Source organism: Pseudomonas saxonica, from assembly GCF_007858365.1.
In the GTDB taxonomy this organism is placed as follows: domain Bacteria; phylum Pseudomonadota; class Gammaproteobacteria; order Pseudomonadales; family Pseudomonadaceae; genus Aquipseudomonas; species Aquipseudomonas saxonica.
Window position 1 is genome coordinate 110,930 of sequence record NZ_VFIO01000004.1, and the last position, 22,285, is coordinate 133,214.

General features: G+C 55.8%; 20 protein-coding genes and 1 pseudogene. 9 read left to right on the plus strand and 12 right to left on the minus strand.

Annotated features, from left to right (window positions below):
• The first annotated feature begins 2 nt into the window (after positions 1-2).
• Both FJD38_RS12850 and FJD38_RS12855 read left to right on the plus strand, forming a co-directional pair.
• On the plus strand, positions 3-1,787 hold the full coding sequence (locus FJD38_RS12850; RefSeq protein ID WP_122786223.1) for a GMC family oxidoreductase: 1,785 nt from the start codon (positions 3-5) through the stop codon (positions 1,785-1,787).
• Positions 1,788-1,799: 12 nt separating this feature from the next.
• Complete coding sequence (locus FJD38_RS12855; RefSeq protein ID WP_146385636.1) at positions 1,800-3,053, plus strand: cytochrome c; 1,254 nt, start codon at positions 1,800-1,802, stop codon at positions 3,051-3,053.
• 55 nt (positions 3,054-3,108) lie between these two features.
• On the opposite strand, the gene FJD38_RS12860 is transcribed toward FJD38_RS12855, so the two are convergent.
• The 5 genes from FJD38_RS12860 to FJD38_RS12880 form a co-directional block, all read right to left on the minus strand.
• A complete protein-coding gene (locus FJD38_RS12860) occupies positions 3,109-4,338 on the minus strand; it encodes a nucleoside recognition domain-containing protein (protein ID WP_122786221.1) in 1,230 nt (409 codons plus the stop codon).
• 101 nt (positions 4,339-4,439) lie between these two features.
• On the minus strand, positions 4,440-5,759 hold the full coding sequence (gene gltP / locus FJD38_RS12865; RefSeq protein WP_122786220.1) for a glutamate/aspartate:proton symporter GltP: 1,320 nt from the start codon (positions 5,757-5,759) through the stop codon (positions 4,440-4,442).
• 601 nt (positions 5,760-6,360) lie between these two features.
• Entirely contained in the window at positions 6,361-6,825 is a 465-nt protein-coding gene (locus FJD38_RS12870) for an inhibitor of vertebrate lysozyme family protein (protein WP_122786218.1), read from the minus strand.
• Between the two features lie 2 nt (positions 6,826-6,827).
• Complete coding sequence (locus FJD38_RS12875; protein ID WP_122786217.1) at positions 6,828-6,992, minus strand: DUF1328 domain-containing protein; 165 nt, start codon at positions 6,990-6,992, stop codon at positions 6,828-6,830.
• Positions 6,993-7,076: 84 nt separating this feature from the next.
• Positions 7,077-7,376, minus strand: coding sequence for a hypothetical protein (locus tag FJD38_RS12880; RefSeq protein WP_146385638.1), 300 nt, complete (start codon positions 7,374-7,376; stop codon positions 7,077-7,079).
• Between the two features lie 420 nt (positions 7,377-7,796).
• On the opposite strand from FJD38_RS12880, the gene algB reads away from it, so the two are divergent.
• Positions 7,797-9,143 (plus strand): sigma-54-dependent response regulator transcription factor AlgB, encoded by a 1,347-nt coding sequence (algB, locus tag FJD38_RS12885; RefSeq protein ID WP_122786215.1) that lies wholly within the window; start codon positions 7,797-7,799, stop codon positions 9,141-9,143.
• A 10-nt stretch (positions 9,144-9,153) separates the two neighbouring features.
• Positions 9,154-10,941, plus strand: a complete 1,788-nt coding sequence (locus FJD38_RS12890) for an ATP-binding protein (RefSeq protein ID WP_146385640.1) — start codon at positions 9,154-9,156, stop codon at positions 10,939-10,941.
• Positions 10,942-10,954: 13 nt separating this feature from the next.
• On the opposite strand, the gene FJD38_RS12895 is transcribed toward FJD38_RS12890, so the two are convergent.
• The 6 genes and pseudogenes from FJD38_RS12895 to FJD38_RS25145 all read right to left on the minus strand — a co-directional run.
• Complete coding sequence (locus FJD38_RS12895) at positions 10,955-11,737, minus strand: N-acetylmuramoyl-L-alanine amidase (protein WP_146385642.1); 783 nt, start codon at positions 11,735-11,737, stop codon at positions 10,955-10,957.
• Between the two features lie 76 nt (positions 11,738-11,813).
• Positions 11,814-13,817: a diguanylate cyclase gene (locus tag FJD38_RS12900; protein WP_146385644.1), complete on the minus strand. Its 2,004-nt coding sequence runs from the start codon at positions 13,815-13,817 to the stop codon at positions 11,814-11,816.
• On the minus strand, positions 13,814-14,692 hold the full coding sequence (locus tag FJD38_RS12905; RefSeq protein ID WP_122786211.1) for an endonuclease/exonuclease/phosphatase family protein: 879 nt from the start codon (positions 14,690-14,692) through the stop codon (positions 13,814-13,816). The genes FJD38_RS12900 and FJD38_RS12905 overlap by 4 nt, the downstream gene beginning before the upstream one ends.
• 15 nt (positions 14,693-14,707) lie before the next feature.
• Positions 14,708-15,355: a thiol:disulfide interchange protein DsbA gene (gene dsbA, locus FJD38_RS12910; RefSeq protein WP_146385646.1), complete on the minus strand. Its 648-nt coding sequence runs from the start codon at positions 15,353-15,355 to the stop codon at positions 14,708-14,710.
• Between the two features lie 198 nt (positions 15,356-15,553).
• Positions 15,554-16,174 (minus strand): c-type cytochrome, encoded by a 621-nt coding sequence (locus FJD38_RS12915; protein WP_122786209.1) that lies wholly within the window; start codon positions 16,172-16,174, stop codon positions 15,554-15,556.
• A 45-nt stretch (positions 16,175-16,219) separates the two neighbouring features.
• Positions 16,220-16,344: pseudogene (locus tag FJD38_RS25145) on the minus strand (c-type cytochrome); the annotation flags it as partial.
• A 293-nt stretch (positions 16,345-16,637) separates the two neighbouring features.
• On the opposite strand from FJD38_RS25145, the gene yihA reads away from it, so the two are divergent.
• Complete coding sequence (gene yihA, locus FJD38_RS12925; protein ID WP_122786208.1) at positions 16,638-17,291, plus strand: ribosome biogenesis GTP-binding protein YihA/YsxC; 654 nt, start codon at positions 16,638-16,640, stop codon at positions 17,289-17,291.
• Positions 17,292-17,513: 222 nt separating this feature from the next.
• On the opposite strand, the gene rpiA is transcribed toward yihA, so the two are convergent.
• Positions 17,514-18,185 (minus strand): ribose-5-phosphate isomerase RpiA, encoded by a 672-nt coding sequence (gene rpiA / locus FJD38_RS12930; protein ID WP_122786207.1) that lies wholly within the window; start codon positions 18,183-18,185, stop codon positions 17,514-17,516.
• Between the two features lie 267 nt (positions 18,186-18,452).
• On the opposite strand from rpiA, the gene FJD38_RS12935 reads away from it, so the two are divergent.
• The 4 genes from FJD38_RS12935 to FJD38_RS12950 all read left to right on the plus strand — a co-directional run bounded on the left by FJD38_RS12935 (position 18,453) and on the right by FJD38_RS12950 (position 22,183).
• Positions 18,453-19,034, plus strand: coding sequence for an alpha/beta hydrolase (locus FJD38_RS12935; RefSeq protein ID WP_146385648.1), 582 nt, complete (start codon positions 18,453-18,455; stop codon positions 19,032-19,034).
• Between the two features lie 49 nt (positions 19,035-19,083).
• Positions 19,084-19,980: a sigma 54-interacting transcriptional regulator gene (locus FJD38_RS12940; RefSeq protein WP_122786205.1), complete on the plus strand. Its 897-nt coding sequence runs from the start codon at positions 19,084-19,086 to the stop codon at positions 19,978-19,980.
• Between the two features lie 137 nt (positions 19,981-20,117).
• Positions 20,118-20,900 (plus strand): MetQ/NlpA family ABC transporter substrate-binding protein, encoded by a 783-nt coding sequence (locus tag FJD38_RS12945; protein WP_122786204.1) that lies wholly within the window; start codon positions 20,118-20,120, stop codon positions 20,898-20,900.
• A gap of 152 nt (positions 20,901-21,052) precedes the next feature.
• Complete coding sequence (locus tag FJD38_RS12950) at positions 21,053-22,183, plus strand: RHS repeat-associated core domain-containing protein (protein ID WP_146385650.1); 1,131 nt, start codon at positions 21,053-21,055, stop codon at positions 22,181-22,183.
• Positions 22,184-22,285 lie beyond the last annotated feature (102 nt).

Here is a 22,285-nt window from a genome sequence, read left to right on the forward strand (position 1 = left end):
GCATGTCGACCGTTATGAAAAAAGTTGATGCAGTGATTGTCGGTTTCGGCTGGACCGGCGCGATCATGGCCAAAGAGCTGACAGAAGCGGGCCTGAATGTTGTGGCCCTTGAGCGTGGCCCGATGCAGGACACTTACCCGGACGGCAATTACCCGCAGGTCATCGACGAACTTACCTACAGCGTGCGCAAGAAGCTGTTTCAGGACGTCTCGAAAGAAACCGTGACTATTCGCCACAGTGTCAACGATGTGGCGCTACCCAACCGTCAGTTGGGCGCCTTCCTGCCCGGCAACGGTGTCGGTGGCGCGGGCTTGCACTGGTCGGGTGTGCATTTTCGAGTCGACCCCATAGAGCTGCGCATGCGCAGTCATTACGAAGAGCGCTACGGCAAAAAATTCATTCCTGAAGACATGACCATTCAAGACTTCGGCGTCAGCTACGAAGAGCTGGAACCGTTTTTTGACTATGCCGAAAAAGTCTTCGGCACCTCGGGTCAGGCCTGGACCGTCAACGGCCAATTGGTGGGGCAAGGCAAAGGCGGCAATCCTTACGCGCCGGATCGCTCCCATCATTTCCCGCTTGAATCACAGAAAAATACTGTCTCTGCGCAGTTGTTTCAGAAAGCCGCCAATGAAGTCGGTTACAAGCCTTACAACTTGCCATCTGCCAACACCTCGGGGCCTTACACCAACCCGTATGGCGCGCAAATGGGGCCGTGCAATTTCTGCGGCTTTTGCAGTGGTTATGTCTGCTACATGTATTCCAAAGCATCACCTAACGTGAACATTCTGCCGGCCCTCAAGCCGCTGCCAAACTTTGAGCTGCGCCCCAATGCTCATGTGATCCGGGTCAATCTGGACAGCACTAAAACCAAAGCCACGGGTGTTACATACATCGACGCATCGGGCCGCGAAATCGAGCAACAGGCCGATCTGGTGATTTTGGGCGCGTTCCAGTTTCACAATGTGCGGTTGATGCTGCTCTCGGGTATCGGCAAACCTTACGACCCGAAAACCGGTGAAGGCGTGGTGGGCCGTAACTTCGCTTACCAGAACATGGGCACCATCAAGGCCTATTTCGATAAAGACGTGCACACCAATAACTTTATCGGCGCAGGTGGCAACGGCGTGGCGATTGACGATTTCAACGCCGACAATTTCGACCACGGGCCGCATGGCTTTGTCGGGGGTTCGCCGATGTGGGTGAACCAGGCAGGCAGCCGCCCGATTGCAGGCACCTCAAACCCGCCGGGTACCCCGGCATGGGGCAGCGCCTGGAAAAAAGCCACTGCCGATTACTACACCCACCAAGTGTCGATGGACGCCCACGGCGCGCATCAATCTTACCGTGGCAACTACCTCGATCTTGATCCGGTGTACCGCGATGCCTACGGCCAGCCGCTGCTGCGCATGACCTTCGACTGGCAAGAAAACGACATCAAGATGAACCGTTTCATGATGGAAAAAATGGGCAAGATTGCTGAAGCAATGAACCCCAAAGCCATCGCCCGTATCGGCAAGCAAGTGGGTGATCACTTCAACACCGCGTCGTACCAGACCACTCACCTCAATGGGGGAGCGATCATGGGCACCGACCCGAAAACCAGCGCGCTCAATCGTTACTTGCAGAGCTGGGATGTGCATAACGTTTTTGTACCGGGCGCATCGGCCTTCCCTCAGGGTTTGGGCTACAACCCGACAGGACTGGTGGCGGCACTGACCTATTGGTCAGCACGGGCGATTCGCGAGCAATACCTGAAAAACCCCGGCCCACTGGTTCAGGCATAAGGAGCGATGACCATGAAAGCAGTTGTTATCGCGACCCTGACCTTGTTGGGCAGTTTCTCGGCGGTTGGCGCTGAGGATGATCAGCAGGCGTTGATCAAACAAGGCGAATACCTGGCCCGTGCCGGCGATTGCGTGGCCTGCCACACGGTCAAGGGCGGCAAGCCATTTGCGGGTGGCCTGGCAATGGAAACCCCGATCGGCACGATTTACTCGACCAACATCACCCCGGATCCGAGTGGCATCGGGGCTTACAGCTTTGAGGACTTCGATAAGGCGGTGCGTCATGGTGTTGCCAAAAATGGCAGCACCTTGTACCCGGCCATGCCCTACCCCTCCTACGCTCGGGTCAATCAGGCCGATATGCAGGCCCTGTATGCTTACTTTATGAAAGGCGTTGCGCCCGTCGCGCAAGCCAATAAAGACTCGGATATTCCCTGGCCGATGAGCATGCGCTGGCCTCTGGCGATGTGGCGTTGGGCCTTTGCGCCTGCGGTAGCGGACTTCACACCGGTAGCAGGGCAAGATCCGGTCGTGAGCCGTGGCGCCTATCTGGTGGAAGGCCTTGGACATTGCGGCGCCTGCCACACGCCCCGTGCACTGACCATGCAGGAAAAGGCGCTGGGTGCCGACGATGGCAGCGCATTCTTGTCGGGTAGCGCCCCGCTGGAAGGCTGGATCGCTAAAAACTTGCGTGGCGACCACAAGGATGGACTCGGCAGCTGGGACGAAGCGCAACTGGTGCAGTTCCTGAAGACGGGACGCAGCGACCGCAGTGCGGTCTTTGGCGGCATGAGCGATGTGATTGAACACAGCATGCAGTACATGTCGCCGGCTGATTTGACGGCCATTGCCCGCTATTTGAAGTCCTTGCCTGCCGTCGACCCGGCCGACAAACCGCATAAATACGATCCCGCGGTGGCTGATGCCTTATGGAACGGGGATGACAGCAAGCGCGGTGCCGCGGTGTATATCGACAACTGCGCCGCGTGTCATCGAACGGACGGTAACGGTTACAAGCGAGTGTTCCCAGCGTTGGCGGGCAACCCGGTGTTGCAGTCAGAGGACCCGACGTCGCTGATTCATATTGTGCTCAAAGGCGGGACGCTACCGGCGACCCATACCGCGCCTTCGACCTTCACCATGCCAGCCTTTGACTGGCGTTTGTCGGATCAGGAAGTGGCCGATGTGGTCAATTTCATCCGTACTAGCTGGGGCAATAAAGGTGGGGATGTAACCGCGAAAGAAGTTAAAGCGCTGCGCGAGTAGTGACGTATGCCCCGGCCCTCTGCTGTTGAGAACAGAAGAGGGTCGGGAGCCACGGTTAACCGAAGAACCAGTAGCAAACGCTAATGGCCGCCACCACCCCAGCAAACTCGGCCAGCAGGGCACACCCCACCGCATGCCTCGCACGCTGGATACCCACGGCACCAAAATACACGGCCAGTACATAAAACGTGGTTTCCGTACTGCCCTGGACCGTCGCCGCCACCAGTGCCGCAAAACTGTCCACACCCTGGGTCTGCATGGTTTCGATCAGCAAGGCACGGGCTGCACTGCCCGAAAACGGCTTGACCATCGCCGTCGGCAGGGCGTCGACAAAACGAGTGTCCCAGCCCAGCCACTCAACCACATGACGAATGCCATCCAGGCCAAAATCCAGCGCCCCCGAAGCCCGCAACACCCCTACCGCACACAGCATGGCAACCAGATAGGGCAGCAGGTTTTTTGCCACATCAAAGCCTTCCTTCGCGCCCTCGATGAACGCTTCGTAAACCTTGACCTTGCGCAGGGCGCCAATCACCAGAAACAACATGATCAAACCAAACAGCGTCAGGTTGCCCAGCAGCGAAGACAGGCTCGACAGTGTCGCCACCGACAGACTGGCCAGCAACGCCATAAACCCGCCGAGCAGCAAAGCACCGGGTATAAGATACGCCAGCACCACAGGGTCCCACAGGCGCAAGCGCTGCATGACGGCCACCGAGAGCAGGCCTACGAGGGTAGAAGCACTGGTCGCCAGCAGGATAGGCAGAAACACCAGTGTCGGATCGGGTGCGCCCTGCTGAGCCCGATACATGAAGATGGTGACCGGCAATAACGTCAGCGATGATGCGTTAAGCACCAGAAACAGGATTTGCGCATTGGTGGCACTGGTTGGGCTGGGGTTCAGCTCCTGCAAGGCGCGCATGGCTTTTAGGCCAATGGGCGTGGCGGCGTTATCCAGACCTAAACCGTTGGCCGCAAAGTTCAAGGTAATGAACCCCAGCGCGGGATGGCCAGAAGGAACTTCCGGCATCAGGCGTTTGAACAAAGGCCCCAGCGCCCTGCCCAGCCAGTCAACGATTCCAGCCTTCTCGGCAATACGCAAAAAACCCAGCCAGAGGGTCAGCGTGCCGAACAACAGCACCATCACTTCAACCGATAGTTTGGCCATGGCGAAGATGCTTTCCACTATCGCCGCGAAAATTCCGGCATTACCACCCACAAGCCATTGGGCAAGTGCCGACACCGTAGCGACGACAAAAAAGCTGAGCCATAGGCCGTTAAGCATCGGAAAACTCCTAGAAAGTGCGACGAATAATAGCGGCCATACCCCAGAAACAACAAACCCCGGACAAGTCCGGGGTTTGGGAGTGAAGCAGCCTTAAGCGATTATTCGCCTTTTGGCAGGGCTTGCTTGCTGCGCCAGTGCGGCAGCGAGTTCCAGTAGCGTTCGCCTTTGGCCTCGTCGTACATGCCTTCCCAGCGGGAAATAACCAGTACGGCCAACGCGTTACCAATCACGTTCAGCGCGGTACGGGCCATGTCCATGATACGGTCGACACCGGCGATAAAGGCAAGGCCTTCCAGCGGGATACCCACACTGCCCAAGGTGGCCAGCAGCACCACAAAGGACACACCCGGTACACCGGCGATGCCTTTGGAGGTCACCATCAAGGTCAGTACCAGCAGCAGTTGCTGGCTGATCGACAGGTCAATGCCATACAACTGGGCGATAAAGATCGCTGCAATGCTTTGGTAGAGCGTCGAACCGTCAAGGTTGAACGAGTAGCCAGTCGGCACCACAAAGCTACAGATCGCTTTCGGGCAGCCGTAGGCTTCCATCTTCTCGATGACACGCGGCAGCACGGTTTCAGAGCTGGCGGTGGAGTAAGCCAGTACCAGCTCATCCTTGAAAATACGCATCAGCTTGAGGACAGAGAAGCCGAACAGCTTTGCAATCAAGCCCAATACTGCAAACGCGAAGAACAGAATTGCGACGTAAACCAGTACCACCAGTTTGGCCAGCGGCACCAGCGAAGCGAAGCCGAAGTTGGCTACGGTGACAGCGATCAGCGCAAACACACCAATGGGTGCGTAGTTCATGATCATGTGTGTCACTTTGAACATTGACTCAGACACGCCCTGGAAGGTTTTCACCAGCGGGTCGCGCAACTCAGCATTCAAGCTGGACAAGCCAAGACCGAACAGCACCGAGAAGAAGATGATCGGCAACATTTCACCGCGAGCCATGGCCGCGAAGATGTTCGAGGGGATCAGGTTAAGGATGGTCTCGATGAACGCATGTTCATGGGTGACCTCGGCAGCGGTGGCTGCGTACTTCGAAATATCGACCGTACCCAGGGTGCTCATGTCGATCCCGGCACCAGGCTGGAACACATTGGCAAGCACCAGACCGACCAGAATCGCGATGGTGGTCACGACCTCGAAGTAAATGATGGTTTTGAAACCGATACGACCAAGCTTCTTCGCATCCCCCACGCCTGCAATCCCGACAACCAGTGAAGAAATCACGATTGGGATCACGATCATCTTGATCAGACGGATAAAGATATCGCCTGCAGGTTGCAGAACGTTACTGATCCACCAGGCCTTTTCAGCACTGAAATGGTTGAGCAGCGCGCCGATTGCAATCCCGAGGACCAGACCTATGAGGATCTGCCAGGCGAGGCTAAGTTTTGCCTTCTTCATGTCATTACCCTTACTTCAAGTGGACTCGGGCAGAAGCACAAGCTAGAGCGCTCAGAAAGCGAAAAAAGCAGATGCTTCCACCCCCGTAGAAGGTCGCCCAAAACGAACCATACTGGCTCTTTGGCAGGCGAAAAAAGGCGCAACTATTCCCATGCAGGAGTAAACCGTCTAATGCCGTAAACGCCTACCCTATGCCGAATCGGCATGGACATTGTCAGACAAGAGCTTATGGACCCAGAGGTCAGATTGGTAATAGTAGACGACATAAGCGCCGTACACCGGCTGTTTCAAGGTCTTTTATGTAGTGCTGGGAGGGTAAATTTCAAGCTCAGCCATCAGAAATATCTGACAACACAAATCGGAAATGCAGAAGAAATGAATTTAAGGATAGTCGATATACGGTCGACGTTTCTCACCCCTGCCCGAGCCACATTCAGAATGAAAAAAAATCAACTGGCAGAAGGGATTAGGAGGATTACGAGAGGGGCAGAAAGCTGAAAACGGATGACTTCAACGCACGGTTTGAACGCCGGAACAATCGTTGCGATAGCCAACAAACTGCTTATCGCAACGTATTGCCCTGCCTGCTCTGTGTCACCGGTTAATACCAGTTGGGGTCTTTCTTCAGCTGCTCTTTAAGCAACACCTGGATACCTTCATCCGGCTCGCCCAAAAAACGATAATCGGCATGACGCGTCGGCGACTTGTCAGCAGGTAAACCTGCGGGCACCTCTACCAACATCGCGTAGGCATGTTTCTTATCAAAGCTGACAGCCACGATCAAACGCTTGTTGAGACACGTTTGCGCGGTTTCACATAAAGGACCGACCAGGTATCGGTCGCCATCCTCTGTGACCGCTGTCATTTGCTCGGCACTGCCTGAAAGGTTGATCACCCACTCAGGGAGGCGTTCTTCCTTTTTCACGACTTGCTGCCAGGCCTGCCGGTATTCAGGGTCATTAAGTAGCTGGTTAGCATGCGACTGGCCTGCATTATCGGCCAGGGCCATGGTACTGCCGCCCATCAACAGGGCGGCAACCATTGCCTTATAAGAGAGGCTGAACATACTCAGCCTTTACCGCGACGGCCAAAGATGAAGGACACCACGAACATTACCAGGAACACGACAAAGAGAATCTTGGCGATGCCGGTCGCGGTGCCTGCAATACCACCGAAGCCCAGGACAGCAGCGATGATGGCGATAATCAGGAAGGTAATTGCCCAACTCAACATGGTGATTCTCCTTATTGGTGTACGAAAGGGTAAAGCCAGTTTTGCTACTTGAGGCCCCAACCAGGGTCTCAAGGTTGTGAACACTTAAAACACCCAACGTTCCTGCACAGGTTGGGAATTGGCAATTTGCGTGTCTTCAACCGCAGCCAGATTGAATCGACCGGCGTCATATACCCGAGTGACCAAGGCATTGGATTTGATCGCGGTGAAATGCTTCTGCTGCTTATTGATCACGGAGTAAGAGGCGTCAGGCGCCTGCGCTTGCTCCCAGCGTGCATATTGCTGACCACCGATCAGCGTCACCATCAACGTCAGGCTGGCGAACAGGCCCTGTTGAAGATGCCGCGAAGAAATACGCATGCTGGCGAAACCTTGACGATTCATGCTCAAACTCCTGCCAATCGGTGGTTAATAAAGGGGGAGGTCGTCAGCGATAACCCGCTTAACAACCTCATAACTGTGTATTGCAGGGCACATGCCAAGTTTTATATAAATATAAAATCTATATATATCAATGACTTACGGAGAGATATCGAACGAGATAACGCTCATCCTGCACGATGCCTGAAAGATCGGTCGTGCGTTCTGCACGACTCGTGCGGTGCAATAAAAGAAGATCCGGGATAAACGTGGGACATGCTTCAAACGAAAAATCTGGTATAGGTACTTAATTGTTCAAAATCAGCATGTTATGGAATGCAGGGGCACCTCTTCCCTGCTAGCCTCCAAACAATCCTGAAAAATCATGCAACTTGCCCGATTATTCCGACACTAACGAAGATCACTTATTGAGGAAGGCCGGACATGGAATCAGCCAAAGAGAAACAGGGCCGCATTCTGCTGGTCGACGACGAGTCCGCCATCCTGCGCACATTCCGCTATTGCCTCGAAGACGAGGGCTATACCGTCGCCACTGCCAGCAGTGCGGCTCAAGCCGAAGCGCTGTTGCAACGCCAGGTGTTTGACCTGTGCTTTCTGGACTTGCGCCTGGGTGAAGACAATGGCCTGGATGTTCTGGCTCAGATGCGCATTCAAGCACCGTGGATGCGGGTGGTGATCGTCACTGCTCATTCGGCTGTGGATACCGCTGTCGATGCTATTCAGGCCGGCGCGGCAGATTATCTGGTTAAACCGTGCAGCCCTGACCAGTTGCGCCTGGCCACCGCCAAACAGCTGGAAGTGCGCCAACTGTCAGCACGTCTTGAAGCCCTTGAAGGTGAGATCCGCAAGCCCAAAGAAGGGCTCGATTCGCATAGCCCGGCCATGATGGCGGTGCTGGAGACCGCCCGTCAGGTAGCCGGTACGGATGCGAATATTTTGATCCTGGGTGAGTCCGGTACGGGTAAAGGCGAACTGGCCAAGGCCATTCACAGCTGGAGCAAACGGGCTAAAAAAGCCTGCACCACGATCAACTGCCCATCATTGACCGCAGAACTGATGGAGAGCGAGCTGTTCGGGCACACCCGCGGTGCGTTCACCGGCGCCAGCGAAAGCACGTTGGGCCGGGTTAATCAGGCGGACGGTGGCACGTTGTTTCTGGACGAAATTGGCGACTTTCCACTGACATTACAGCCCAAGCTACTGCGCTTTATTCAGGACAAGGTGTATGAGCGCGTGGGTGACCCCGTGACCCGCAATGCCGATGTGCGCATTCTGGCCGCCACCAACCTTAATCTTGAAGACATGGTGCGTGATGGCCGTTTCCGCGAAGATTTGCTCTATCGCCTGAATGTCATCACCTTGCACCTGCCACCGCTGCGCGAGCGCAGTGAAGACATCTTGACCTTGGCCGACCGCTTCCTGGCCCGTTTCGTAAAAGAATATGCCCGCCCCGCTCGAGGCTTCAGCGAAGCAGCGCGTCTGGCGCTGGCCAATTACCGCTGGCCGGGCAATATTCGCGAACTGCGCAACGTGGTGGAGCGCGCGAGCATTATTTGCCCTCAAGAGGTGGTCGAAATCAGCCACTTGGGCATGGCCGAACAAACGGTGCCAAACACCCCGCGCATTGGCGCAGCATTGAGCCTCGACCAGCTTGAAAAAGCCCACATCGGCGCCGTGCTGGCCACCAGTGAGACGCTCGATCAGGCCGCCAAAACCTTGGGCATTGATGCTTCTACGCTCTATCGCAAGCGCAAGCAGTACAACTTGTGAGCTCGCTGCGATGAAACTGGCGATCAAATTACGTACCCGGTTATTTCTCAGCATCTCGGCATTAATCACGGTGGCGCTGCTCGGGCTAGGGCTCGGCGTCGTCAGCGTGATGCAAATGGCCAAGACCCAGGAATTACTGATCCGCAATAACACCGTCACCCTTGATTTGGGCCTCAAGCTGCGTCAAACCCTGGGTGATCACCTCATCTTGCTGTTGCGCAATCACGAGGACCCTCAGGCGTTACAAGCCGCAACGCGCCAATATCTGGCATTGCTGGACGAGGGTATTGAACACGAGCGCAATAACAATCTGCACAGCGGCTTTGCCCAGGCCCGTATCGATTACGAAAACTTTTTAACCGCCCTGGATGAAGCGCAGCGCAATACGCTGGACCTGAGTTCTGACAGCGAACTGACCAATCGCTTCAATCAATTGCGCAACGGCTTGATTGCCGAACATCGCCAGGCACTCAATAACATCTACAACGCGCAGGCAGCGGCCCGTGACCGCGCGCTGATCATTGCCTTATTGCTGGGGCTTATCGGCCTTGCAGTATTGATCATCGGTTTTATTACCGCTCATGGCATCGCCCGGCGCTTTGGCGCACCGATCGAAGCGCTGGCCAAAGCGGCTGACAATATAGGCAAGGGCAATTTTGAAGTGGTACTGCCACTCTCTTCAGCCGCCGAAATGAACCTGCTGACACGGCGTTTCGGAATCATGGCCGAGGCTTTGCGACAACATCAGGCGACCAATGTCGATGAGTTACTGGCTGGCCAGCAACGGCTTCAAGCCGTGCTCGACAGCATTAATGACGGCTTGTTGATGGTTGATCCGCAAGGTCGCCTGGAACTATTGAACCCCGTAGCTCAACGTCAATTAGCCTGGACTGAAGCGCTTCACGGCCAATCACTGGGCGAAGCCTTCAGCCGTCCGGAACTGGACCAGCAACTCAGCACCGTTTTACGTGGCGGTAGCCTAGAGCGCGCGCCTGACGATTTGAGCGTGGTGATTGAAGGTGAAAATCGACTGCTGACCTACAGCCTCACACCTGTCAGCCAACCTAAAGGCCCCATTCTGGGCGCGGTCATGGTGTTGCATGACGTGACTGAGCAGCGCGCGTTTGAGCGTGTGCGCAGTGAGTTTGTGTTGCGCGCCTCTCATGAGTTACGCACACCGGTGACAGGCATGCATATGGCGTTTGGGCTTTTTATGGAGCGCGCGCGCTTTGACCCACAGTCCCGCGAGCTGGATCTGTTGAACACGGTCAGCGAAGAAATGCAGCGGCTCATGCAACTCATCAATGATTTGCTGAATTTCTCCCGCTATCAAAACGGCATGCAAAAGTTGTCGGTGGCACCCTGTGACATTGAGCAAATGCTCACTGAGACACGCGAGCGTTTCGCCGAAGATGCTGCAAGCAAGCTGATAGAGATCCAGATCGACCTGCAACAACCCTTGCCTGCACTTAACGCCGATCGGGCACAGCTGGATCGAGTGCTGGATAACCTGCTGGAAAACGCCCTGCGCCATACCCCAAGCGGCGGGCATATCCGCCTACAAGCTCGGCGTCATGGCGAGCGGGTCATTATCAGTATCGAAGACAATGGCGAAGGCATTGCCTATGGCCAGCAAGGGCGCATATTCGAGCCCTTCGTTCAGGTGGGCCGTAAAAAAGGCGGCGCAGGGCTTGGCCTGGCGCTGTGCAAAGAGATTGTGCAGCTGCATGGCGGGCGTATTGGTGTGTACTCCCGCCCGGGCCAGGGCACGCAGTTCTACATGGCCCTGGCGCTATAGCCTGTGGAGCAGCTCATCGGCTTTTTTGAGTGTTGAGCACGCTCAAAATGGCTGCACTTTCAGCATCCGGAGTGCCATCGAATTTCGAGGGCCGGAAATGCATCTGGAAGGCAGCCAGCACATGACGGGTAGCCACATCCAGCTCACCCGTCTGTGGGGTTTCGTAGCCCAATAGCGCCAACTGTTGCTGAAACCAGGTGATGCCAGGCATCTCGCGGGCAAATCGTGCTTGCTCGCGGGCAACGGCCTGTTCATTCGGCCAAACACCAAAGCCCGCTTGTGCTAATCGCTTCCACGGAAAAAGCGGGCCGGGGTCAAGCTTGCGCAGTGGCGCAATATCACTGTGGCCAATGATGTTTTGCGGATCGATTTTGTAGCGCGTCGAAATGTCTTTGAGCAGCTCGATCAGCGCTTGAATCTGCCCTTCGGTGTAGGGATACCAGACCCGCCCGTTGGGTGTATCTCGATAGCCTTTATTGACGATCTCGATACCAATGGAACTGGAGTTGAGCCAGGTACGGCCTTTCCATTGGCTTTCACCGGCGTGCCAGGCCCGCTGGTTTTCATCCACCAGCTTGTAAATCGTGGGTGGCGTATCGCCAATCAGGTAATGGCTGCTGACAGGGCCTGTCGTCAGTAGTTGCAACGAGTGCTCAAGTGATGTTGAGGTGTAATGAAGCACCACAAACTGCACTCGACTGTCCTGATTGGCCGAAGGATGGCTGGTATCCATACGAGGCCCGCTGGCACAGCCAACCAGCAGGGCAAGAGACATGAGAAGCGCAGGTAATTTCATGGCAGAGGCAACACAGGAAAATGTTAATGGGCCAGCATACCTTACTGATCCTGTCCGTATCTGACACCGGATGCCTTTAAAACGCAGTGCGCTGCTCGTCGGTGGGATGTTCTACCTTGCCGGAAATCGACTCGACACAATTTCGGCCTTTGTATTTGGCCTGATAGAGCGCTTCGTCGGCCCGTTTGAGCACTCGTTCGCTCCGGTCACCCGCTTTGAACGCTGATACACCGATTGAAACGGTAATGGTGACCGGCTCGCCTTTGAAGTGGAACGGGCAGGCTTCGATTGCAGCCCGCAACTGTTCGGCGAGTACAGTGCCCTCATCCAGTGCAGTGTCCGGCATTAACAGCACAAACTCTTCGCCGCCAAACCGGGCCATAAAGTCCCCTGCCCGCAGGTGTTTGCGCAGTTGAGCCGCAATGATTTTGAGCACCTTGTCACCCGCCAAATGGCCGTACCCATCATTGATGCGCTTGAAGTGGTCAAGGTCGAGCATGGCGATCAGCAGAGGAGTGCCGCGGGCTTGCCACTGAGCGACTTCCTGCGCCAAGCGCTCAGCCCAGGCGGCACGATTAGGCAAACCGGTAAGCGGGTCGATCAAAGCCTTCTTACGCTGCTCTTCGAGGTGATCACGATAACTTTGGGCCTGCTGTTCCATTTGCACCACGCGCTCGGCCAGCCCGTGCAGATGTGCCGCGACCTCTTGTTCACGCGCGTCCCGTTGCTGGCGGTGCTGGTCCAGCGTGCCCAGCAGCCCTTCAAGACGATTCTCCAGTAAATGCTTGAGACTCGGCAGGTCGACGGCGTCTTGCACGCTGCTTTGCAACCCGTCGACGTGTTCGCGCAACTGGTCATGCAGGTCAGCGGCAGCGCTGCGTCCTTCTGCGTGGCCTTCGCTCGCCGCTTGCAGGTTGTTCTGGAAGACCTCCAGACGCCCATTGAGCTGCTTCAGGTAAGCCTCGAATTCATGCTGACCACTGTCGTTCACGGCCAACATCAAAACGGCAAGATCGTCGAGAACAGGCAGCAATTCGTACCAGTTAAGGCCTTTTTCGAGACGAGATCGCAATGCCTCTGCTTGCGGCCGGTGGTGCTCGGGCAGCGACAGATCGGTGAGCAACCCGAGCAGAGTGGACTCAATATGCAGGGCAACCGAGCTGTAGGATGGCTCGGGGGTTTCGGGCAAGGCATAGACGGTGTCTGGATCGGCCAGTGCCGAGGTCTCGCCGATTTCATGGGCTGCGCTGTCGATCTGCGGTTCAGTCAGGCTACTGAGTGCTTCAGGTTGCTCCACATCAGGCGCTCGTGCGTCCTTTGGGGCTTGCTCAGCACCTATTTCCGGTACACCTGGTTCTGGCGTGGCCAACGGCTGCTCAGGCAGCCGCTGAACGTCCAATGACGTGGGGCTGTCTTCTTCATCAGCAGGTTGCTGCTCGTCAGGAATGGCATCGTTGAGGACCAGCACAGGCTCGCCGGGGTCCCTGACAGCAGAAGACTGGGGGGAGGCGACTTCACGAACTGGAGCAGGCTCGGACGACGGCTTTTCGGCCTCGTTAGCCCCGAACAGCCGTTGCAACAACCCTGGCTTGACGGGCTCGGGCTCGTGCACCTGCCGCCCCAGCACCAAACCTTGCAAGTGGCTGAGCTCGCCAAGCAACAGGGGAATTTCACGCGCTTGGGTCACCCGGCTGTCGAGCTGCTTGGCAAAAGCCTTTAACGGCTTGCTCACTTCTCGGGGCAGCGGCATGGCTTGCAGTTGGGTGACCAAGGTAGTGAGCGCGGTGCTGACTTGCTCGACACGGGTTTCGCGACGCTGCTCGGAGTCGAGCACGGCCTTTTCGAGACGCGGCAGCAAAGCCGCCAGTGCAGCGTCCATGTCATCCGTACGCACGGCTTCGCGCATCTCTTTCATGCACTGGTCGACGGTACGGTCTGTGCCCTCGGCGGCCAGTGTGCTGCGCACCAGACCACGGCGCAGCAAGTCGAGACGGGCATTCCAGCGCCGTTCAAGCTTTTCTTGTTGCTCGATACTTTTAAGGTACTTTTCTTTCCAGCGCTTGGCGTCGTCGGCGGTCATGCAAGTGGCTCATTGCCAGTCGGGCTTACCACGGGCAACGAATCGATGCCCACAGTACCGGGCAGGCGAATCTCAACCGCCACAGGCAAATGGTCAGAAATGGGTTGATCCAATACCTGCACGCGTTCAAGCGTCAGGCTGGGGCTGAGCAAAATATGGTCAAGGCAACGCTGGGGCCGCCAGCTGGGGAAGGTGGCTTCCAATTGCGGCGCCAGCAAACCGAGGTCGCGTAAAGGTGATGTTTGTAACAGGTCTGCGGCATGGGTGTTCATATCGCCCATCAGCACCTGATGCTGATAGCCGCTCACCAGCTCGCGGATATAGGCCAGTTGCAGCGTTCGTGTTTTGGTACCCAGCGCCAAGTGCATGATCACCACGGCCAACGCATCTGGACCTTCACCAAAACGAACCAAAATGGCACCACGACCCGCAGGGCCGGGCAGGGGATGATCTTCAATCGCGGAAGGACGCAGCCGGCTGAGCACGCCGTTGCTATGTTGGGCCAAGCGACCGAGGTTGCGATTGAGTTGTTGATACCAATAGGGGAATTCACCCTGCTGGGCAAGGTACTTCACCTGATTGACGTAGCCAGATCGATGGCTGCCGCCATCCGCTTCTTGCAAGGCCACCAGATCAAAGTCGCTCAGCAAGTCGCCTATTTTATCCAGGTTACTGGTGCGCCCTTTGTGTGGCAGCACGTGCTGCCAGCTGCGGGTCAGATAATGGCGGTAACTTTGCGTGCTGTTACCAACCTGAATATTGAAACTGAGCAGCCGTAAACGTCGATCATCCGGCAACACGCTGGTTGCCAGATGATCCTCATTGACCTGCGCTTCGTGCAGGCCAACGATTCGTTCGCTTCTCCAGCGGCGCATAGAGAAGGGCGCCGCTTAGTTTGTAGCCGCTTTGGCTGCGCGCTCTTTGGCGATCAATTGATCAGCGACGTTCAAAGCCTGCTCAGGACCACCCGCCGTGCCGAGGTCAAAGCGGTATTTGCCGTCAACGACCATGGTCGGCACACCTGAAATTTCATATTTCTTGGCGAGCTCTTTGGCTTTGACAATCTGACCTTTGATCGCAAACGAGTCGAAGGTCTGCAAGAACTTTGCTTTATCGACGCCCTGAGTGGCCAGGAAATCAGCCATTTCTTCCTTGTCGGTCAGACGCTTGCCTTCTTTCTGGATAGCGTTGAAAACTGCCGCATGTACCTTGTGCTCAACGCCCATGGCTTCAAGGGTCAGGAACATTTGACCGTGTGCGTCCCACGGGCCGCCAAACATAGCGGGCAGGCGGACGAAATTCACATCAGAAGGCAGTTTCTCGGCCCAAGGGTTAACGACGGGTTCAAAAGCGTAGCAATGGGGGCAGCCGTACCAGAACAGCTCGACCACTTCGATTTTGCCGGGCACGGCAACGGGTACAGCGCTGTTCAGCTCAATGTATGTTTTACCCGCTTCGAGCGGTACATCTGCAGCTTGAGCGGTCATGCCAAACAGAGTGGCACTGACGAGAGCGGCGCTGAGAATCAGGTTACGCATGCTTTACTCCTGGACATAGTGAAGTCGCTTCAACGTGACCTGTCTGACAGGCCTGTTATAACTTGAGTTCGGTAGTGTAGCGGTAGATGGTACGAAAAAGGGCAGCCTAAGCTGCCCTTTCAGGTTCACAGTCATACATTAAACGATCGTTAACGTCGCTAAAATCACCGGCCATTGGCGCTGACGCCCGTTCAAGCTTCAGTGCAGACCTTGAATGTAACTGGCCAGCGCCTTGATGTCCTTGTTACTCAGCTTGGCTGAAATACTGCGCATGGTCATAGAGTCGCCGTCATTGGTGCGGTCGCCTTCGCGAAAGCCAATGAGCTGTTTCTCGATGTAGTCGGCGTGCTGGCCTCCCAGATGCGGGAAGCCGGCAGGTGCATTACCAACGCCATCTGGCGAATGGCAGCCCGTGCATGCGGGTAAGCCTTTGCTTAAGTCGCCACCGCGGAACAGCGCCTGGCCGCGCTCAACCAGTTTCGGGTCAGCAGCACCGACCGAGTTTTTCTGTTTGGCGTAATACGCGGCGATGTCCGCAAGATCCTGCTCGCTCAGGTTGGTCAGCTGACCGGTCATTTCCAGCACCTGACGCTTGCCATCCTTGATGTCGGTCAGTTGCTTGAGCAGGTAGCGTTCACCTTGCCCTGCGAGTTTCGGAAAGTTGGGGGCCGCGCTATTGCCGTCCGGGCCATGACAGGCACCACATACGGCGGTTTTTGCCTGGCCGGCTGATGCATCGCCCACAATGGCGGCACTTGCCGCTTGAGCCATACCGGTCACGCCAAAGGTCAACAGCAGACTCACGAATAATTTGTTCATCAGCTAATCCAACTACGGCTAAGGGTTAAAGAGTTGTGGCCGGGCTTACTCTGTCATCCAGAGGATGAATCTTCGGTAATCCTCGGCACAGCGGTCCATGCACACACTTCACGCGGCGGCATCGCCTTGAAACCCTGAGTCACGCGCTGTAACAGCGTCTGCGTACCTTGCTTGAACATGGCGTGCGCCGGTTAAAGGGCTACAAACAGACCTGCATGGCAGACAAATTAACGCGGTTGAGCACGGTCTCCGATTGCGGTGTAGCCTCAATGCTGACAAATGGCATCAAGACACGGGGAGCTGGCTGCGTTCTAATGCGCAACATGATTTTTGCTCCCGCGTACTTCATCCTGCGCTGGGACAAAGCACACACAAAATCTGCGGCATTATATACTGGCGCCACTGAAACGGAAACGACACGCTCGCCGCGTCCCTTCCTGACGCCGCTCACATCGGAAATCCCATGCAACTCAAGAATCCCATTCTCGGTCTGTGCCAACAGGCTACCTTTATGCTCAGCGCTGCCAAAGTGGAGCAATGCCCTGACGACGAAGGTTATGAAGTCGCGTTTGCCGGGCGTTCCAACGCCGGCAAGTCCAGCGCACTCAACACTTTGACGCACGCCAGCCTGGCCCGCACCTCGAAAACACCAGGCCGTACCCAGTTGCTCAACTTCTTCAAACTGGACGAAGAACGTCGCCTGGTTGACTTGCCGGGTTACGGCTACGCCAAGGTGCCTATCCCGTTGAAGCTGCACTGGCAGCGTCACCTTGAAGCCTATTTTGGCAGCCGCGAAAGCCTCAAAGGTGTGATTTTGATGATGGACATCCGTCATCCAATGACAGATTTCGACCTGTTGATGCTCGACTGGACAGTTTCCAGCGGCATGCCGATGCATATTTTGCTGACCAAGGCTGACAAACTGACGTACGGCGCTGCGAAAAATACGCTGCTCAAAATCCAGTCTGATATCCGCAAACAGTGGGGCGACGCCGTCACTATCCAGCTGTTCTCCACGCCAAAGCGCATGGGCCTGGAAGAGGCTTACACCGTGCTGGCTCGCTGGATGGAGCTGCCCAACAAGGGCGAAGAGCTGGTTGAAGAGACGGCAGAGTAAGAAATTGCAGGCAAAAAAAACCCCGGACTTCGTATTGGGGGAGAAGTTCGGGGTTCAAGTGCTGGACCGCTAGGGCGTGGTCCAGCAATCTGCCAACACTTAACACAACATTAGGAGCATTGAAGGGCTTCAGCAGCCATTCAAAAAATCTGAGTCGTGTTGGGCAGATTTAGTTCCTTGGGGCAGAAAATAATTTCGCCGCCAGAGCGAACTCGCTGACTGTTACTTGCGGAGGGTTTTGACCCCCTCAGGTGTACCCAGCAGCAGCAAATCAGCCGGACGGGCCGCAAACAGCCCGTTGGTAACAACACCCACAATGTTGTTGATTTGACGTTCCAGCTCCACCGGGTTGGTGATCTGCATGTTGAACACGTCAATGATGATATTGCCGTTGTCTGTCACCACGCCTTCACGGTAAACCGGGTCACCGCCCAGCTTGACCAGCTCACGGGCCACGTGGCTGCGGGCCATGGGAATCACTTCTACCGGCAACGGGAATGCGCCCAATACAGGCACCAGCTTGCTGGCATCCGCGATGCAGATAAATGTTTTGGCCACCGCCGCGACGATCTTTTCGCGGGTCAGAGCTGCGCCCCCGCCTTTGATCAAGTTCAGGTGTTCGTCGCTTTCATCGGCCCCATCAACGTAAAACTCCAGGTCAGTGACGGTGTTCAATTCGTATACGGGAATGCCGTGGCCTTTAAGGCGTGCAGCGGTCGCTTCAGAGCTGGCCACTGCGCCGTCGAATGCACCTTTGTGCAACGCCAGGGCGTCAATGAAGCAGTTGGCCGTGGAGCCGGTACCGACACCAATGACGCTCTTGTCATCCAGCTTTGGAAGGATGAAGTCGACAGCAGCCTGGGCAACGGCCTGCTTGAGTTGATCTTGAGTCATACGGGCTCCGGAGCGGGACTGAAAACAGAAAGCGCGCATTATACGGTGATGTGCACGGGATCAAATGCCCCAATAGGTGCCGATTGGCAGTTATCCACAGAAGAGGTGAAAACCTTTCGACTGATACCAGCCTCTAAAGACTGAAGGAAGTATCAGCCACAATTAATGACTTTTTGGTTATTAACAAATAGCTTCTTATTCCTTAGCGAATCTAAAAAGCGTCCCTATACTGACTCGGTAACACACCAACAGCAGGAGGCGCCCCCCATGGGAAACGAGTCGATTCGCTATCTGATAGTGCCGGGCTGGCAAGGTTCGTCTGACGATCATTGGCAAACCCACTGGCAAAATAGCTTGCCGAACAGTGCCCGTGTGGAGCAGGCCGACTGGCTGACCCCGCGCCTCGAAGACTGGGTTGCAGCACTCGCCGAGGGCATCGCCTGCGACAGCACGCCGGTCATTTTGATTGCCCATAGCTTGGGCTGCATCACTGTCGCGCATTGGGCCCAGCGTGCGCCTGCCAGCCAGATCAGTCAGGTACGCGGGGCATTGCTGGTCGCCCCGGCCGATGTCGAACGACCCACCTGCGCCCCGGCCTTGCGTAACTTTGCACCGATCCCTGCTCAACGGTTGCCGTTTCCCAGCCAGATTGTCAGCTCCGACAACGACGCTGCCGTCAGCGCCACCCGGGCAATGGAATTCGCTCAGCAATGGGGTGCCAAGATCGGAATTATCAGCGGCGCCGGTCATATCAACGTCAAATCCGGGCATCAACGCTGGGAGCAAGGATTCGCATACCTTTACCACCTGCAAACCCGCATCGAGCACGACGCCCTGCGCCGCGCGTAATTTTTAGTAACGCCCGCGCCCACCCTACGGCGGCGGGCGGGAGCCTGCCATGAGCCTGCACGAAACCTTTGGCCAGCCATTGCTGACCTTTCCCGACGCTGAAAAAAGCCCACTGAGCATCCGCGCCAAGGCACTGGTGTTTGTCGACCCGCGCTCGCGTCAGTTGCGCGACGACCTGGAGCGTTTAGCGCCGCGTGCGCTGCCCGTGTTGATACGCGGAGAAACCGGCAGCGGCAAGGAACTGCTCGCCCGGCACATTCACCGGGCCAGCGACCGTACAGGTCTGTTTGTTTCAGTGAATTGCGGGGCAATCAGCCCGACTTACGCTGACGCGGAGCTGTTCGGCTACGCCCCGGGGGCGCACACCAGTTCGGCCAGCAGCCGCGCGGGCTGGTTCGGCTCTGCCAATGGCGGCACTTTGTACCTGGATGAAATCGGCGATTTGCCACAGGCCATTCAGGTCAAACTGCTCGCCGCGCTTGAAACTCATGAAGTGACGCGGGTAGGGGCCCACCATCCCAACCCGGTGGATGTGCGTCTGGTGGCCGCTACCAGCATCGATCTGGCGCAAGCAGTAAAGGCTGGCAAGTTCCACGAACGCTTGTACCACTACCTCAGTGAAGGCCGTCTTGACTTGCCGGCCTTGCGTGAGCGGGTGGGCGATATTATGTCGTTGGCCGAATACTTTTTGGGCATCTACAGCCAGCGCTTGAACCTGCCCGTGCCATTTATCACTGACAGCGCACAACGTGTGCTGGAGCGTCATAGTTGGCCGGGCAATACCCGGGAGCTGGAAAATGTGATTCATTTTGCGTTGCTGGTGAGCACGGGCGATGAGATTTTGCCGGAGCATTTAAACCTGCCTGATTCGCTCAGCCAGATTGAAGCCTTCGTACAGGGGGCGACTGCACAGGAATTGGCGGCTCTGAAAAAATTGCTGGCTTGAGTGCCAAAAGGCAAGTGAACAAAATGGAATAACAAGCTGAATAAATATTATTGTTCGGGAATAAAGATTCTCGGTATTGTCCGCTTCGTCTTCCAAAAAAACCGTCAATCAAGCGGTCACTGACTTAAGGGCATTGCATGAAAAAGGTTCTGTTGTTTACCGCATTGGCGGCTGCTTTAACGGCAGGCCTGGCGCAAGCGGGCGAAAAACTGGTAGTGGCTGCGACCCCGGTTCCGCACGCCGAAATCCTTGAGCTGATCAAGCCGACCCTCGCCAAAGAAGGCGTTGACCTGGAAATCAAAGTGTTCACTGATTACGTGCAGCCCAATGTGCAGCTCGCTCAGAAGCACCTGGACGCCAACTATTTTCAGACAAAGCCTTACCTGGACAGCTTCAACAAAGGTAAAGGCACTGATCTTGAGACAGTGATCGGCGTTCACGTAGAACCGTTCGGTGGCTACTCGAAAAAATACAAAAGTCTGGCTGAACTGCCCGATGGCGCAACGATTGCCATCCCTAATGAAGGCAGCAACAGCGGCCGCGCTTTGATTCTTCTGCAAAAAGCCGGTTTGATCGAACTTAAAGATCCGACTAACGCTGTTTCTACGCCAAGGGACATTGCCAAGAACCCGCACAATTTCAAGTTCAAAGAACTTGAATCCGCCATGCTGCCGCGCGTACTCGACCAGGTTGATCTGGACATGATCAACACTAACTACGCACTGGATGCCGGTCTGAAGCCGAGCAAAGATGCATTGATTATCGAGGGCGCGGACTCGCCATACGTAAACTTCCTGGTGGCTCGCCCCGATAACAAGGACAGCGCTGCAATACAAAAGCTGGCCAAGGCGCTTACCAGCCCTGAAGTAAAAGCGTTTATTGCAAAAAAATACGACGGCGCGGTGTTCCCAGCGTTCTAAATTACCCCGCACGTCACTGAAAACGCCGACAGCATTGTTATTGCTGTCGGCGTTTTTTTTGTTGTCTGCAAAACTACCTACCTCTTTCAACAGGTAGTCAATTTTTGGCCGCAGGTCGACTCTACAGCTCTATTACGTGAGGAGTCGCCATCATGGCCCAAAGAAACGGATTGATAAAAACCTACGCCTACGACCCGCTTGACCGGCTCACGGAGGCACACACTGGACACCTCAAAAATGAGCAGTTTTTCTATAATCACGAGCGTCTGATTACCGAGAAGGAAGGGGGCGTAACCCGTTCGTTGATGCACGCAAAAAATCAATTGTTGGCGCAGACGTACGTCGACAATCAGTCGTGTGAGACAACGCTTTTGAGCACCAACCGCCAGTGCAGTGTTATACATTCGGTTAGCCATTCAGAAGTGCGCCGGCAAGCGTTCACGCCTTTTGGGCACCATCACATTCAGGAAGGGGTGAACGGTTTGCCAGGCTTTAACGGCGAGCGACCTGACCCGCTCACCGGGCACTATCATCTGGGTAAAGGGCATCGTGCTTATAACCCGCATCTGATGCGTTTCAACAGCCCGGACCAATTGAGCCCTTTCGATGCAGGCGGCCTGAATGCTTACGCTTATTGTGCGGCAGACCCTGTTAATCGGTCCGATCCCAGTGGCCGGGCGTCTCTTAACGATATTCTTATCGCGGGCCTGGGCGTGGTCGGTGTATTGGGGGGCAGCCTGGGTATGTACGCCACTCTAAAAGCCGCGCGCGCAATGAAAACAACCCAGCTCAGTACCGCTGTGGCGGCAAAGGTCGCCGGCTCGGCGCTGACTATCTCTGGCGGTTTGGTCGGGGTTACTCGACTCTCAATGGGGGCCGCAGGAGAAGAAACGGGTAAAAGCGGTATGGTTATTGCGACTACCATTTTGGCTTTGTCGGGGCTTGGACTTTCCGCATATGGGACCCGCCTCGGTGTGATGAACGCTCGGCGTCAGCGGAAGTTGGCCAATATTAAAATCGGTTCGAATTCGAATTCGAATTCAAACATAAGTACCTCTTCGAGCAACCCCCCTACCGTTGACACTCCCCTGTCCGCCACATCATCAGGGTCGGAAACGGCATCCAATTACAGTGGTTCAAATACGCTTGCCTCTGCACCGTCCCAGAGCCAACTCCTGAATGACGTTATCGTGATGCAAAACAGAAAGATGTTCGAAATGATACCGAGCAGTAAAAAACAAATCACAACCAAAAGCGGCCTTGTCAGACGCGATTCAATTTGATCTGCCCCTACACCAAACCCGCTACTTCAGTTCAAGGCCAGCGCCAATAAGACTCACACAGTTACTGAACCCTGTTCTACGCTGTCAGTCGTATCGGAATGT